This window comes from Acinetobacter sp. LUNF3, assembly GCF_022699605.1.
Lineage (GTDB): Bacteria > Pseudomonadota > Gammaproteobacteria > Pseudomonadales > Moraxellaceae > Acinetobacter > Acinetobacter johnsonii.
Genome location: NZ_CP093968.1, coordinates 528,394 through 542,907 on the forward strand (window position 1 = coordinate 528,394; position 14,514 = coordinate 542,907).

18 protein-coding genes are annotated in these 14,514 nt (G+C 42.1%); 7 read left to right on the forward strand and 11 right to left on the reverse strand.

What is annotated here, in order from left to right; all coding sequences use genetic code 11:
* Positions 1-14: 14 nt before the first annotated feature.
* The 5 genes from MN200_RS02525 (at position 15) to MN200_RS02545 (ending at position 3,685) form a co-directional block, all read left to right on the forward strand.
* Positions 15-716: a TetR/AcrR family transcriptional regulator gene (locus tag MN200_RS02525; protein ID WP_005400842.1), complete on the forward strand. Its 702-nt coding sequence runs from the start codon at positions 15-17 to the stop codon at positions 714-716.
* A 71-nt stretch (positions 717-787) separates the two neighbouring features.
* Positions 788-1,654 (forward strand): formyltetrahydrofolate deformylase, encoded by an 867-nt coding sequence (gene purU / locus MN200_RS02530; RefSeq protein ID WP_004692478.1) that lies wholly within the window; start codon positions 788-790, stop codon positions 1,652-1,654.
* 216 nt (positions 1,655-1,870) lie between these two features.
* Complete coding sequence (locus MN200_RS02535) at positions 1,871-2,638, forward strand: energy transducer TonB (RefSeq protein WP_005400841.1); 768 nt, start codon at positions 1,871-1,873, stop codon at positions 2,636-2,638.
* 19 nt (positions 2,639-2,657) lie between these two features.
* Positions 2,658-3,281 carry a MotA/TolQ/ExbB proton channel family protein gene (locus tag MN200_RS02540; protein ID WP_004692475.1) on the forward strand — a complete coding sequence of 208 codons (624 nt, stop codon included), beginning with the start codon at positions 2,658-2,660 and terminating at the stop codon, positions 3,279-3,281.
* Positions 3,281-3,685, forward strand: a complete 405-nt coding sequence (locus MN200_RS02545) for a biopolymer transporter ExbD (RefSeq protein WP_058868889.1) — start codon at positions 3,281-3,283, stop codon at positions 3,683-3,685. Before MN200_RS02540 ends, MN200_RS02545 begins: the two co-directional genes overlap by 1 nt.
* Positions 3,686-3,740: 55 nt before the next feature.
* On the opposite strand, the gene msrA is transcribed toward MN200_RS02545, so the two are convergent.
* From msrA to thyA, 5 genes are all read right to left on the reverse strand, one after another.
* Complete coding sequence (gene msrA / locus MN200_RS02550; RefSeq protein ID WP_058868890.1) at positions 3,741-4,268, reverse strand: peptide-methionine (S)-S-oxide reductase MsrA; 528 nt, start codon at positions 4,266-4,268, stop codon at positions 3,741-3,743.
* Between the two features lie 114 nt (positions 4,269-4,382).
* Entirely contained in the window at positions 4,383-4,841 is a 459-nt protein-coding gene (locus MN200_RS02555; protein ID WP_058868891.1) for an META domain-containing protein, read from the reverse strand.
* A 95-nt stretch (positions 4,842-4,936) separates the two neighbouring features.
* Positions 4,937-5,989 carry a DUF4105 domain-containing protein gene (locus MN200_RS02560; protein ID WP_058868892.1) on the reverse strand — a complete coding sequence of 351 codons (1,053 nt, stop codon included), beginning with the start codon at positions 5,987-5,989 and terminating at the stop codon, positions 4,937-4,939.
* Between the two features lie 26 nt (positions 5,990-6,015).
* Entirely contained in the window at positions 6,016-6,528 is a 513-nt protein-coding gene (locus tag MN200_RS02565; protein ID WP_058868893.1) for a dihydrofolate reductase, read from the reverse strand.
* Between the two features lie 116 nt (positions 6,529-6,644).
* The gene (thyA, locus tag MN200_RS02570) at positions 6,645-7,487 is read right to left on the reverse strand and encodes a thymidylate synthase (RefSeq protein WP_004692464.1); all 843 of its coding nucleotides are present in this window, start codon (positions 7,485-7,487) and stop codon (positions 6,645-6,647) included.
* Between the two features lie 527 nt (positions 7,488-8,014).
* Between thyA and MN200_RS02575 the strand changes: the two genes are divergently transcribed.
* Positions 8,015-8,524 carry a CHAP domain-containing protein gene (locus MN200_RS02575; protein ID WP_058868894.1) on the forward strand — a complete coding sequence of 170 codons (510 nt, stop codon included), beginning with the start codon at positions 8,015-8,017 and terminating at the stop codon, positions 8,522-8,524.
* A 39-nt stretch (positions 8,525-8,563) separates the two neighbouring features.
* Here the strand turns inward: MN200_RS02575 and MN200_RS02580 are convergent, their stop codons facing one another.
* The 3 genes from MN200_RS02580 to lgt all read right to left on the reverse strand — a co-directional run bounded on the left by MN200_RS02580 (position 8,564) and on the right by lgt (position 10,233).
* Complete coding sequence (locus MN200_RS02580; RefSeq protein WP_058868895.1) at positions 8,564-8,932, reverse strand: hypothetical protein; 369 nt, start codon at positions 8,930-8,932, stop codon at positions 8,564-8,566.
* Positions 8,933-8,935: 3 nt separating this feature from the next.
* Positions 8,936-9,319 carry an AzlD domain-containing protein gene (locus MN200_RS02585; RefSeq protein WP_058868896.1) on the reverse strand — a complete coding sequence of 128 codons (384 nt, stop codon included), beginning with the start codon at positions 9,317-9,319 and terminating at the stop codon, positions 8,936-8,938.
* 101 nt (positions 9,320-9,420) lie between these two features.
* Positions 9,421-10,233, reverse strand: coding sequence for a prolipoprotein diacylglyceryl transferase (gene lgt, locus MN200_RS02590; protein ID WP_058868897.1), 813 nt, complete (start codon positions 10,231-10,233; stop codon positions 9,421-9,423).
* Between the two features lie 93 nt (positions 10,234-10,326).
* Between lgt and MN200_RS02595 the strand changes: the two genes are divergently transcribed.
* Complete coding sequence (locus MN200_RS02595; RefSeq protein ID WP_058868898.1) at positions 10,327-11,109, forward strand: NRDE family protein; 783 nt, start codon at positions 10,327-10,329, stop codon at positions 11,107-11,109.
* A gap of 38 nt (positions 11,110-11,147) precedes the next feature.
* On the opposite strand, the gene MN200_RS02600 is transcribed toward MN200_RS02595, so the two are convergent.
* The 3 genes from MN200_RS02600 to tatB all read right to left on the reverse strand — a co-directional run bounded on the left by MN200_RS02600 (position 11,148) and on the right by tatB (position 14,505).
* Positions 11,148-13,124, reverse strand: a complete 1,977-nt coding sequence (locus tag MN200_RS02600) for an alkaline phosphatase PhoX (RefSeq protein ID WP_058868899.1) — start codon at positions 13,122-13,124, stop codon at positions 11,148-11,150.
* A 185-nt stretch (positions 13,125-13,309) separates the two neighbouring features.
* Complete coding sequence (gene tatC, locus MN200_RS02605; RefSeq protein ID WP_004692449.1) at positions 13,310-14,086, reverse strand: twin-arginine translocase subunit TatC; 777 nt, start codon at positions 14,084-14,086, stop codon at positions 13,310-13,312.
* On the reverse strand, positions 14,083-14,505 hold the full coding sequence (gene tatB / locus MN200_RS02610; RefSeq protein WP_058868900.1) for a Sec-independent protein translocase protein TatB: 423 nt from the start codon (positions 14,503-14,505) through the stop codon (positions 14,083-14,085). Before tatB ends, tatC begins: the two co-directional genes overlap by 4 nt.
* Between the last annotated feature and the right edge of the window lie 9 nt (positions 14,506-14,514).

Sequence of the window (14,514 nt, forward strand, 5' to 3'; positions counted from 1 at the left end):
ATGGTTATTTTAGGATGTCTCAAACTAAAACGTTGAAAACCAAAGAACGTATTTTGCAACTCAGTTTGCAGCTTTTTAACGAGCGTGGAGAACGTTCTGTTACGACCAATCATATTGCCGCTGAATTGAATATGAGTCCGGGCAATTTGTATTATCACTTTCGCAATAAAAGTGAAATTATCAAAGAGCTCATGGAGCAGTATCAAGGCGAAACGCTACAAATGCTGGCTTTGCCCGATGACCGTCTGTTAGATGCCAATGATAAAATTCGTTATTTTCAGGTGCTAAGCAGCCAGTTGTGGGCTTATCGCTTTTTACACCGTGATGTCTATCATTTGGTTGAAAACAATGAAGACTTCCGCAAGATGTACCCACGTTTTGCAGGGCAAGTGATGCAACAAGGGCAAAAGATCTATCAGGCCTTTGTTGATGCTGGTCTGATGCAAATGACGTCGTCTGAAATTGAAGCCTTGATTATCAATTTATGGATTGTACTGACCAACTGGACCAACTTCCTTTATATGTCGGGTCATATCACTGACTCTAATACATTAGAAGAAAAGTGGGTTTGGCAGGCACTCCGTCAAATGGTGTTCTTAGAAGGGGCCTATTTGCGTGGTGAAAGTCGTGAGACGTATGAGCGCTTATTGGATACGATGGGGCCATCTGAACTGTTTTCGAGCTTGGCGTCATTTAAATCGGATGATAAGCCATAAGGTGTTTTGACAGCTGAGTAAAAAGCGCTAGAATACTCGGCTTGATTTTCATTTTACTGATTTAAACTGACATGAATATGACAACTGCTAACACGGCACGTTTACTGATTACTTGTGAAGATAAGCCAGGGATCGTGCAAGCTGTATCGAGCTTTTTGTATCATCAAGGCGCGAATATCACTGCGCTTGATCAATACGCGACTGAAGCTCAGGGCGGACGTTACTTTATGCGTGTTGAGTTTGAACTGGACAATTTACAGTCTCGTAAAGAAAGCATCACTCAAACTTTTGCTGCAAATGTAGCTGAGCGTTATGAAATGCAATGGCGTTTGGCGCTGGTCAGCGACGTGAAAAAAGTCGGGATTTTGGTATCTAAAGTAGATCATGCCTTACTTGAGCTGTTATGGCGTCATGCGCGTGGCGGTTTACCGTGCGAAATTACCAAAGTGATTTCTAACCACGAAACTTTACGTGAAGCGGTTGAGAACTTTGGTATTCCGTTTGAAGTTGTCCCTGTAACGAAGGACAACAAACGCGAAGCTTATGCTGAAATTGATGAATTAATGCAGGGCAATGATTTATTGGTACTTGCGCGTTATATGCAAATTCTAGATGAAGCATTTGTCGAGAAGTGGGAAATGAAAGTGATCAACATTCACCATTCATTCCTACCGGCTTTTGTTGGTGCAAATCCATACAAGCAAGCGCATGAAAAAGGTGTAAAACTCATCGGTGCAACTGCACACTATGTCACTGCGGATCTGGACCAAGGTCCAATCATTGAGCAAGATGTAGAGCGTGTGAACCATGACTTTACGGTTGATCAATTACGTGAATTGGGTCAGGATGTTGAACGTAACGTCTTGGCACGTGCAGTGAAGTGGCACTTAGAAGACCGTATTATTGTTGATGGTAACAAAACAGTCGTTTTCCAATAAAAAATTGGTTGCAAGCAAGATTGAAAAAAGGCATACATTAAGTATGCCTTTTTTGTTTGAGTATGATTAGAAAAAACCATAAAAAGTGACAAATTAATAGTTGCAAATGAAAACACTTCTCATTTATCATTGCGCTACCTTATTGTACTAACCGATAAGCGTTATAGTGGAAACCAACCCAGTGGCCACTCCGCTTAAATTAGGTCACCGATTTTAATGAGTTCAACAGTTATTTCTCCTATGCAGACTCCCAACCCGATGAAAAAGAAAGTTCTTGCTGCTTTGATCGCGGTTGTCGTGGGCCATATGGGCGTATTGTGGGCAGTGAACCACATGAAAGCTCCTGAACTCAAACCGATTGAAAAAGAACCCTTGAAGGTTCGCTTCGTTAAAATTCAAGAACCACCAAAACCGCTACCGCCTAAGCCGAAGGAAGAACCGAAAAAGGAACCGACTAAGCCGAAGGAAGTGAAGATTGTGGAAAAACCACAACCGACCCCACCGAAAAAGGTAGAAAAGGTTCAACAAGTTAAAAAAGCAGAAGTGGTGAAACCGGTTGTTAAACCAACCGAAACTCCAGTAAAACCAACAGTCACCACGACGATTACAGAGAAAAAAGTCGAAAAGCCTGTCGTGCAACCAGAGCAAGCGAAACCTGTTACTCAAGCTGAACCTGCCGATACTTCACCGAAGTCGGTGTCGATTGGTGGTTCAGGTGTGCAATGGAGCCGCTCTCCAAAACCAGTTTATAGTAATCAAGATTTACAAGGTGAAAACCGTCGAGTAGTGGTGTTGATTGAGGCGAATGAAAAAGGGTCGATTGTGAATGCCCGTATTACGCGCTCAAGTGGTGTGCCTGCTTTAGATGAAAAGATTTTAAGAGCTGTCAAAGGCGCTAAATTTAAACCTTATAAAGAAAATGGTGTGGCTTATCCAATTCGGGCTGAGCAACCATTTGATTTGGAATTGAATACAAAACGCTAACTTTATCAGGAGTTCGAGTATGAACTTTTCAGTTTATTGGCAACATGCTGATGCAGTCAGTAAAACACTGTATTTCATCTTGTTGGCAATGTCGATTGCAACGTGGACCATCTTTGTTTTACGTATCATGGGTACACGTCAATTGAAACAACAAGCTTATGCTCAACTTTCGCAAGCTTTGGCTAAGTTAAAATCAAAGTTTGCTGTATTGAACTTTGAACAACGTAAAGCCGTTGCAGAACAAGCACTCCTTCGTCAAATTTCTGCTGAAAAAGCGAATGCTGAGAAAGGTGTTTCAGTTCTAGGTACGATTGCATCGCTTGCACCGTTCGTTGGTTTGTTCGGTACAGTATGGGGGATTTTCCATGCCCTTGTTGCTGTTGGCAAAAGTGGTCAGGCGGGCTTAGCGCAAGTTGCAACCCCTGTAGGTGAAGCATTGATCATGACGGGTTTAGGTTTGGCTGTCGCGATTCCTGCTGTGTTAGCGTATAACATCTGTGCACGTGTAAACCGTACTTTGGCACATGAGCTTCAAGACCAAGCACACGGCTTGCTGATTGATACCATGTTGCAACAAGACTCAGCACCTGCGGCAGTAGAAAGTAAAGCGACTCAACAAGGTTTAGTTGGAGGTCAAGCTTAATGGCTTTTCAATTGGGTGACGATAACGATGCTGGCATGAATGAGATGAACCTCATTCCGCTGATCGATATTATGCTGGTTTTGATGATCATCTTCTTGGTGACAGCGACCGTTGCCAACCCATCAATTCCATTAACTTTACCAAAAACGACAGCTGATATTGTAGATCCTCCACCTAAAGCCATTACGGTAAGCATTAATGCAAATGGCGAAGTGGCTTGGGATAATCAAGTGATTAGCTTGGAAGAACTACAAACGCGGTTTAATGAAGCGGGTGAGTTGGAAACCAAGCCAACGGTTCAACTTCGTGCAGATAAAGAATCTCGTTACGATATGGTGGCACAAGTGATGTCTCGTGCGAGTGAAGCTGGACTGGCAGATATTGCTTTCGTCAGCGATAACTAAGTTGATGTTAAAAAAAGCGACTCTTGAAGTCGCTTTTTTATTGTGAATTATTGAGTTATTTGTTGTCTTTCAATAAAGCCTGAAACTTAGAGCGCAGCTTCATCAGTTTTGGCGGAATGGCAAAGTTGCAATAGCCTTGAGAAGGGTTACGAGCGTAAAAGTTCTGGTGATAGTCTTCAGCCGAATAGAACGTCGGTACAGGACTGAGTTCGGTCACAATCTCGAGACCTTCAGCCTTTAAGTCGTTAATCGCTTGCTCAGCATCAGCACGTTGCGCATCATTAAAATAGTAAATGACTGAACGATACTGGGTGCCGACATCATTGCCTTGACGGTTGAGTGTCGTAGGATCATGCGTGGCAAAAAACACATCGAGTAGCTGAGCATAGCTGATTTGAGTTTCATCAAAATCAATTAAAATAACTTCGGCGTGGTTGGTATCGCCACGACAAATGTCTTCATACGTTGGGTTGTCGGTATCTCCACCTGCATAACCACTGGTCACTTTATGTATGCCCTGAAGCTCTAAATAAACCGCTTCTACACACCAAAAACATCCACCACCAAAGAGTGCTTGTTGCATTTTAAAATCCTAATTGTGTTTATATCTGTTTATATAAGGGCAGATTGGTTCAGTACAATGTTGTCTGCTACAGATTAAAAAAGCCTGTGATTACAGGTTTTTTCTAGAAATAATTTAACGTGGTTGAATGGCAGAGCCAAACTGTAGCAGCAAGTTACCGTGTCGATCGAGTAGTTTCAGTGTTTTACCAAACACTTGGTAATGTGTCACTTTTGCCAGCGCTTCTTGGAACTGTTGCGGGAAAGCACTGTTATTGATACAGGCCATTCGGGTGGTTGCGAGCTGGCTCAAGGTGAGCGTATCGCGTCCGACGGTATAGCTGCCCATAATGCGGTTACAGCCATCTGCACCACTGATGCGGTTATCGGCTGAAAACTGAAGGCTTGGAATATTACGTTCATTGGGTGCTGTTTTAATTTCGGTATTGCCCATTTGCGTCAAAATCCAAGTCCGCTGCTGGAGCTGTTGAATGTTGGCCATTTCAATGGTATCCGCTGGAGGTGGTGTAGTTTGGCAGCCAGTCATGATTAAGCTACTCGCTAAAAGACTGCTTGCAATCAGTTTTTTTAACATGGGATCAGACTCTTATTGTGATGTATCGTCTGAACTATCAAAGCAAATTTTGTCGTTGATTGCCAGTTTTAACTTACAGCTTTTCGTTGCAGACTTTAGCGTGTTTGGTCAACGGGTAAGCCCTGACGAATAAGCTGTGAATACTCACGACTGGTTAACTCTGTTTCTTTGCTTACACGTGGATTGATATAGGCTTTTTGATACCATGTTTTCATATCCCATTGTGGACTAATCGCGCCTAAGTCATACAGATAGTTCGGTAAATAACCTGAAGCTAAAATACGATAGTCGGTTGGTAAAGCGTCATGTGAAACGGCTTGAACCATATCAAACACCAATGTGGTGCAATTACTGGTAAGGGTGTTATACCACTTAGGATGCTTGGCAAGCTCGTCTGCCTTATGTAAATACTCTACAAACAGTGCTTTACTTTCAGCCTGTCCGAGGCGAACAGGAAAGAAATAGACGTGTTCATGACGAATATTGCTACGGGTATACACAATATCATGCTCATCTGAGGCCACTAAACTCAGCTCATATTTTCTAAAAAAACCACCAATCGCTGAAAATTCTTCATTTTTCTCTTTGCGAATTTCAATGGAAAAGGTCAGCGGTGCAGTATGGGCAAAATCAAAACTGACCAAAGTATGTGCAATTTGCGGCCCCATCCAGTATGAGGTAATGATATTGACCCCAGTGATTTGATTCAGATTGAAAGAGCGGGTATCCCAATGTTCAGTATAGGAGCCGTCAGGGTGCCATGTGAAATTGCGGACATTATGAAGGGTGACATGGTCGCCTTGTTTTTCATAATGCAAGATTTTTGCTACTTCAGGTTGCCAGTCGCGGTCTTGGCGAGCATCTAAACTAAAATACCAAGACAAAGCCAGTAAAAAGCCAAGGAGATAAAGGATGATATCGAGGCGACGACCAAAAAAGCTTTGGGTGATATAGATGCCCAAAATGCTGAGCGCAAAAGCAATCCAGATCCCAATAAAAAGACGGCTGACCAACCAGCCCAAAGGCTCTTGAATCCACAATGCAAAACACAGCCAAATTGAACTGAACAAGACAAAAATACTAAACAGGGTGTGGAGTAATCCAAAGCCCAGTGTCCGCCAAAATTCTATTTTGATCATGTTGTGCATCGTGCTTTTAGCAAAAAGAATATGCTTTATTTTTGATAGGTTGCGAACTCAAAAGCAATTCCAGTTTTGTCATCAATATGTTGTTCTGATGCGACTTTTTTGAATGCTGCTGGAATGGCAGGGTAATGCGCATCACCTTGCACATCGAGTTCAACATGCGTGAGTTCTAAACGGTCCGCAATGTCGATGGTCTGTTTAAAAATTTCACCGCCACCAATGATAAAAATACTGTTTGGTTTTTCTGAAGCTTGAACATCGGCAACAGCTTGCGCTAAAGCTTCTTCGATGCTGTAAGCCACCTTTGTACCGTCAAAAGTCCAAGAAGTGTCGCGAGTAATGACCCAATTGACACGCTTGGGTAAAGTACGGCCCATCGATTCCAGCGTTTTACGGCCCATAATGACCACACCACCTTGGGTGATGGCTTTAAAGTGTTTTAGATCGGCTGAAATATGCCAAGGTAGGTCATTGCCTTTACCAATACAGTGTTGCTGATCCATTGCCACTACATGTACAACTTCTAAGTTTTGAAAGGCCATAACGCGCTCAAATGTTGGGTCATATTTCTTATTCTTCCTCAAGGAGAGGAAGAATATCTATGGGTAAACCTTAATCCCGCTGATTCAAGGCGAGATTGAATTCGGCTTTATCTGCTTTAAACAGCAACCGGTGCTTTAATCCCGGGATGTGATTCATAACCCACGATTTCGATATCTTCAAATTTAAAGTCGAAAATATCATTAACCGCTGGATTGAGTTTCAGTTGGCACAGCCCTAAAGGTTCACGGCTTAACTGAAGCTTTGCTTGCTCAAAATGGTTGGCATATAAATGCGTATCACCACCCGTCCAGACAAAGTCACCCACGCCTAAACCGCAGACTTGCGCGATCATATGCGTGAGTAGCGCATAACTGGCAATATTAAAAGGCACACCTAGAAAAACATCGGCACTGCGTTGATAGAGCTGACAAGACAGTTTGCCGTTATGGACAAAAAACTGGAAGAGGGTGTGGCACGGAGGAAGAGCAACTTGCCCAGCTTCTTGTGGATTCCAACCCGATACAATCAGACGGCGTGAGTTTGGATTGGTTTTAATTTCATTGACTAACCAAGCAATTTGGTCAAAACCATCTTTTTCATACAAACCGTCGGCTTTTTTGGTTGCACCGAAATTACGCCATTGATGGCCATACACCGGCCCCAGTTCACCTTCTGGGCGACCAAAACGCGCAGTTTGTTCTGCGGTTGACCATTCGTCCCAAATACTGACTTTGTTGTCCTGTAAATATTGCACATTGGTATCGCCTTTTAAGAACCACAACAGTTCAATCACGATCGAACGAAAGTGTACTTTTTTAGTGGTTAATAAAGGGAAGCCTTGAGAAAGATCAAAGCGCATTTGATGACCAAATACCGAGCGCGTACCTGTACCAGTACGGTCGCCTTTATCACCGCCGTGATCGAGGATGTGTTGTAGCAGGTCTAAATACGTTTTCATAAAACTCTCAAATAAACACTTCGGGGGAACAGACCTCTTAATAGATGTGCCTGTACTTTCCACTCTAAATTATAAAATCTGCGGATGATTATACTGAATTGTGCCTTATTGCGCACCCGAGATTAGTAAGTCAGGCGAGATGATTAATCATATAAAAGTTATGTGAAAGCTATTACAGAGAACCAGGTTAAAGTGGTTTTGTGCAGGATTTAAACTGCAATAATTGAGTTGTATCGAATCTAAATAGATAGCCGTTTAGATGGGCAATCCATTCCATATCTAAGGACTTCATTAGCCAATGGTGAAACATTTGAGCTTAAGCCGAAAAAGGACTTGGGTAAGGGATAAATTTTTTTAGTTAATTTAAGTTTCAAAAAGTACAGAGAAAATAAAACTTTAGAAAAGTTGTGTTGCATTTTGAAAAAAAATATTACATTTACGACATGAAAGTTCAATGCTGAGCGGTTAGTATTTCGAACTCGAAAAGTTGCACACCCCTAATGATTGGGAGGAGAGTTGGTTTTAGTATGCCTTATGATCAAAACGTAAATATGAATGACATCTATGCGCCTGCGCAAACCAATATCATAATACGTTCTCAGTCAGAGCGAAATGTTACCGCTGCGGATATTTTAAGCTCGAAACAAGCAAGAGAAAGGGCTATTAGCAACCATCAGCGTGTGGATCTTGAAAAATTTACAGGTTTCTTAAGAAATATCACCCGTCAAACCAGCACCCAAAAATGTGCTAAAAGTATTCGCATTGGCTTAGAGTCTGCGGGTGCACGCTTCAAGAGCCATCCTGTGGCTGCGGCAGATTGGGGGAATACCCTAACCAGCATTGGTTATCGTAAAATTAATTTATCTTTTGATCAGCCTAAAAAAGGTGATATTTATATTATCGACCGTACTGCAAAAAACCGTTATGGACATATTGCCGCTTATTCAGGCAATGGCTGGGTTTCTGATTTTAAACAAAGTGGTTATGCGGTTTACCGTAACCAAAATGTGAACTACAGCTATTATCGAATGGATTAAGCAGATGTTGACGGGATGTAGAGCAACTCCGCATCCCGATTAAACTCTTTTTTCACGCTGTGCGTGAATCGATACTAAAAATAAACCAACTCCACTAAAGCCGATACACTGAAGCGCCAGCGCAATTTTATCTTGCGCGGGTAGATAGCCCAGCAAAAAAATCAGGGCAATTAGGGGTAGAAAAACCACCAAACGAGAAAAACCTTCACGATACGGATTGTCCTGAGCAATCTTCAATTGCACACCACGTAGCAGATGCGTTGCAATGCCAATCATTAGGCTCAAACCAATAAAAATTGCGCCAAGCTGTTGAACTTGTGCTGCGATAACAATCATCACGCAAGTGGCAATACAAACGATGAGTTTAATTTGACGGCTACAGCGTTCAGAATACCAAAAGTTCAACATGGTTTATTTGGACTCAGGCTGAGTATTGCTATGCAAAAGAGATAGGGGGGAAAATAGGCAAATTCCCAGTGCCATAAAACCAATCCCTTGTGCACCAGGAATCAGCAGCTCATCATCTTTAATATTCATAAAAATCAGCGCCAAGAGTAGGGCAATCGGAATCCAAGTCAGTAGACGATACAGAAAACCTGTAGGATTTTTGGCCGCAAAGTGAATTTTGCAGTAACGACAAATCAGAAAAACAATCCCCGTACCCAAGAACATTAAAATGGCATTGAGGCTCAGGGGTTCCATCCAATACAACACACCTGTTACAACAGCAATTGCGATAAAAATAAGTAATTTTTTAAGAATAGAAATTGAGGGATTAAACCAAAATTCGAGCATGGGAGTGATGTATTTAAAAACCAAACATATGTCACTTTAGCATAATTTGGCCCTAAAAAAGGGGGGCAATGATGCCCCCAATATTTAATCCGATCATCGGATCAGCTATAATTCTTTTGTGGGCCCCAATCATAGATTTTCTTTTGATAGGCATACCACATCATCCACGCACCGACTAAAATCATTGGCAGACTGAGGAATTGGCCTTTACTCATCCATGCGATGAACAGCTGTCCGTTGTCAGGTTCACGGAAGAACTCGACGATGAAGCGGGCCATACCATAACCGATCAGGAATAACGCTGAAACCGCCATGCGAGGACGTGGCTTTGAACTGAACCACCACAGTACGATGAATAACAATAACCCTTCAAAAAAGGCCTGATAGAGCTGAGAAGGATGGCGAATTAGCTGTAGCGGATCCGTTGGGAAAATCATACCCAGTGCAAAGTTTGGGTCTGCAACAGGGCGACCGTAAAGCTCTCCACCAATGAAGTTACCAATACGACCAAACATGAGCCCTGTAGGTACACATGGCGCAATAAAGTCGAGAGTTTGGAACCAAGTCATTTTGTATTTCTTGCACCAAAACAGCATGGCAAGCATTACACCCAAGAAGCCGCCGTGGAAGCTCATTCCGCCTGTCCAGACTTGGAATAGCCAAATAGGGTTGGCAAGGAATTGCTCAAAGCCATAAAAGAAGACGTAACCGACACGACCACCAATAACTACACCTAGAGCGCCATAAAAGATCAGATCGGAGACCATGTCCGGTGTCCAACCTCGTTCTTTCGCGCGGTAGCTTGCTAGTCCCCAAGCAAACAAAAAGGCCAATAAATACATCAGTCCGTACCAATGGACTTGTAAAGGGCCAAGTGCTATTGCGACGGGGTCAATATTTGGATAGGTCAGCATGCATATTCCTAGTCATTATGTTTTGAACAGATTTTAGCTGAAAGAGATGAAAAATGTTGTACATTCAATGTGTAAAGATGATGAGTATCGTTTATGTGTATTGTGGCAATAGCATGGCAGGTCTTGGATGAGATGCCATTGTGTTTGATTTCAAATCGAGATGAGTTCTATCAGCGCCCTTCGAGCCATTTAAAGCAATGGAAAAATAGTCCGATTATTGCAGGGCAAGACTTGCAGTCTGGCGGCACATGGATGGGTATAACGCCAACAGGACGTTGGGCAGTTTTAACCAACTTTCGCGATGGAAAGGATCAAACCAGCTATCCAACGTCTCGTGGACATTTGATTCAATCCTTTTTAGAGTCTGAACAAACCCCGATTCGTTTTGCTCAAGAATTAGAGAAAAAACAATGTGACTATGCGGGCTTTAATCTTTTTATGGGGAATCGGCATCAGGCGGTCTATATGAGCAATCGTGGTGAAGCACCACAGGTTCTTCCGAAAGGCGTGTATGTGGTGTCGAATGGTTTGATGACGGAACATTGGGAAAAAACCAAACATTTACGTAAGCGCTTTACCCAAGAGTTCTTACCGATGTTGCAAAAATCCCACATCTTACAAAGCGAGTTAGAGGCGACAGCTTGGGATATTTTGGAGGATGAGCGCAAGATTATTCCAGACTTGTTGCCACAAACTGGGATTAGTCTGGATATGGAAGAGTTATTGTCTTCGACTTTTATTCAAAGCCCTATTTATGGGACACGCTGTTCTAACTTCCTGCGCATGACCCATGAACAATGGTCTTGGCTGGAAAAGCAGCAGCAGGGTGAGTTCAAAGGAAAAATCACGGAACAGGCTGTACTCTTTAAATCATAAAAAATGCCGACATAAGTCGGCATTTTTTTTGGAATGACTTAAGAAGCTTTGGTTTCAGTCTTTTTCTTTTCTACTGATGGCATCAAGTCTGCTGTTAAATAACCGACACTTGCACTATAGCCATTGTTGTAATTGGCTAAAGTTGCTGCTTTTAAGTCCTCAGATAAGCTCTTCATGTCACCCGCATGTTGGAAGTTACTCATGATATAAGTCCAACCATTTACTGAGTCTACTGCATGTAAACCAGTCGATTCTGCTCCTGCAGGGGTTGAGAGTAAACGTACAGGATCTGCTTTGGTATCCACGTTATAAGCCCATAAGAAGTTATTTGGATGGTTACCACTGTCTTCACCAATGAATAAGGTGCGTAGTGTTTCAGAGAACTTCAAATTGTCAGGGCTTGCAATTTTATCTGGATTTGCTGTGTTACCTAAGCTATCCACTGTGATGTCCTCACCCATCAATAGCATTTTCGATTGATACGGAATCCATTCACTGTTGATAGGCTGCCCATCGGTTGTGTTCTGTCCTGCTGTTAAATCGTGTGCCAGTACGCCACCCGCAGTGATTTTCTTCGTGAATGAAACATTGTGTGCGGCAACCCAAGCTGCATTGTCTTTGATCATTGAATCTTGAATATTTGCTAAAGCAGAATACGCAACTTTGTCTTTAATGTTGATGGTGGTCCCTTCCATCTTCGTGAAGGCCATGCTGCCACCTTTGAGTGCTGCGTAGCGGTGGGTTTCAAGGAAGGCTGCTGCTTTTTCCATACCTGGTTTTACTTTTACCCAAAGTTTCTTCTTGGCTAAAATAATTTCGGTATATGATGCGTCATTTGGATTAGTTGTTAAACTTTCCATAATGTCGCTAGGTTGGATATTGTCAACATTAACCATTTTTTCAATTTCTTGACTAGTTGCATGACCTAGCTCAATCCATTTAATTTGTCCTGTACTGCTCTCTGTCAGTTCAGATACATATTTAGCGACATAAAGTTTACCTGCTGACAAATCTTTTGCGACATCGGCAATGAACATAAAGAAGCCACCGTTGGTGTAGTCATCACCCATAATTACGGTACGGTTATCGGGCATGACATGTACCAGTTCATGCGAAATACGGCCCATACAGAAGTGTTTAACAATACTACCACTGCCGTCTTTATTTACGATTACTTCAGGTAAATGACCATAGTTATATGGTTTAGCTGCTGCCTCATCACCAAAGAAGTTTTTGCTGATTCCTTTTGGACTTGGTCCACCAATGCCTTGTTCAAATGCATCAGGTTCATATTCTTCACTAGATAAATGTGTGTTCCACGGTGACATGCTTGCACCACAAGTAATCCATAAACCATGAACTGTAGAGGTATCGACATTAAAGTATTTTTTAAGCTCTAAATGACCTGTGGTTTGGTTCTGGTCTAATGTCAAAATTGCAATTGGGGAGGGTAAGTTGCCATACTCGCTCGCGCCTGCTAAGTTTTGTGAGGCATATTCAAATTGCACCACATGGAATACTGGATTATTCACACCTTCGACTTGAGCACCGTCTAAATGAATAAGCGAGGAGCCATCTGGGCAGTCTGAAAAGAATTGGCGTGGCGACGCTGGAACAGATGTATCCATAATTGGGTCGCCGTTGGCGTTAAAATATCCCCCAGCAATAATTTCACCACCGCCCCATTTAGGCACAGTATTGCCTGTTTCAAAAAAGCTTTTATAGCCAAGTTGATACTCTGAACTGGTTGAGTCATCCCAGTCGATTTTGAGTTTCGAACTGACTGATGTTTTAGCACGGTCTGCAATTGCAATAGGCGCTGCCATCGCTGTAAATGTTGCAGTTTTTAAATTTGCAGGTTTTGTCACAGGTGGTGTTACCGCTGTGTCATTGTCACTATCATTACAACCGCTCAATGCTGCTGCAGTAGTCATTGCCCCAAGCGGTAAAAAAGGGATTCCCGCAAACCATTTTAGAAGATCACGACGACTTGGCTGATTTGTTGTGGCTGTCATAGTAAGTCCATATCAATAATTGTAAGTAAGTCGAGCTAGATTGTATGAAGCAGAAGTGACGTTTTATTTACAGTTTAGGGTCAATTTGAAGACAGTATTTGATAGGGCAATAGATACGACATGAAATAAAAAATCCTCCTTACAGTGTTGGAGGAAATAAGATAGAAGTTTGTAATTCTCAAGTTTTAGTGGCTTGTTGTTTTTCTTTTCTCTAATAATTTTCCGAAAAATAAACCAATTTCAAATAACAGCCACATGGGTACCGCAAGCATAATCATAGAAAGTGCATCAGGTGGAGTGACAAACATCGCAATGAAAAAGCATCCCACGACAATGAAACGACGCTTTTCAGCGAGACTCTGTGTGCTAACGACACCAATTAAAATTAGGACTAAAGTAATAATTGGGATTTCAAAAGTGAGTCCAAAAACTAAAAAGAGTTTCAAACAAAAACTGAGATAACTATTGATATCCGTCATTGGAGCGACGCTTTCAGGCGAGACACTGATAAAAAAATGTAAAATTGCTGGAAGCGTAATGAAGTAAGCAAACGCGATCCCGATATAAAACAGTGCGATACTACCCACAAGCAGTGGAACCGCCAAGAAGCGCTCTTTCTCATATAGTGCAGGTCGCACAAAAGACCAAATTAAGTAAATGATGACTGGCATTGCTAACACCAGAGCAACAAATAGATTTAATTTAAACGGTGCCATAAATGTTGCTGTGACATCTGTCGCAATCATGGTTGAGTTGACTGGCAGTTGTTGGCGTAGTGGCTCAGATAACAGTTGATAAGTCGTATTGCGAAAAGGCAATAAACAAAAGAACAGCAACAGGGTAATGCCGACGATTTTAAATAAATACTTGCGCAGTGTAATTAAGTGCTGCATGACAGGCATTTGTTCTAATTCTTCATCTTGGCCTGTGTTTGAGTCTGGCCTTGTTGACACTTGATTCATACGGCTATCTTCAATTGGGGCTGAATAGGTATATTTGCTGCAGTAAACAAAGGTGTACCATGTTGTTTAAGATGGTTGATTGAAAATGGTGTTAATGGAGAGGGTGTGAGCCACTGATATTCATATGCAGTCGTATTTTCAGTCTTTGTTGTTGGAGCTGATTTACTGAGATGATCGAGTTGTTTTTGTAAGCGTTGTTCTATTTCGGTCATACGCTCAATTTCTTTTTGGATTTCCTGACGAAACTCAGAAAGCTTTAGCTCACGATCTACCTCAGTTTGAACGCTATTCATAAAACGTTTGGCTTTGCCATACCATTTGGCTGCAAAGCGTGCTGCTTCAGGTAGTTTCTCAGGACCTAGAACTAATAATGCAACGATAGCAAAGCATAAGAGTTCCGTCATACCTACATTTAGCATGGCAGTGCT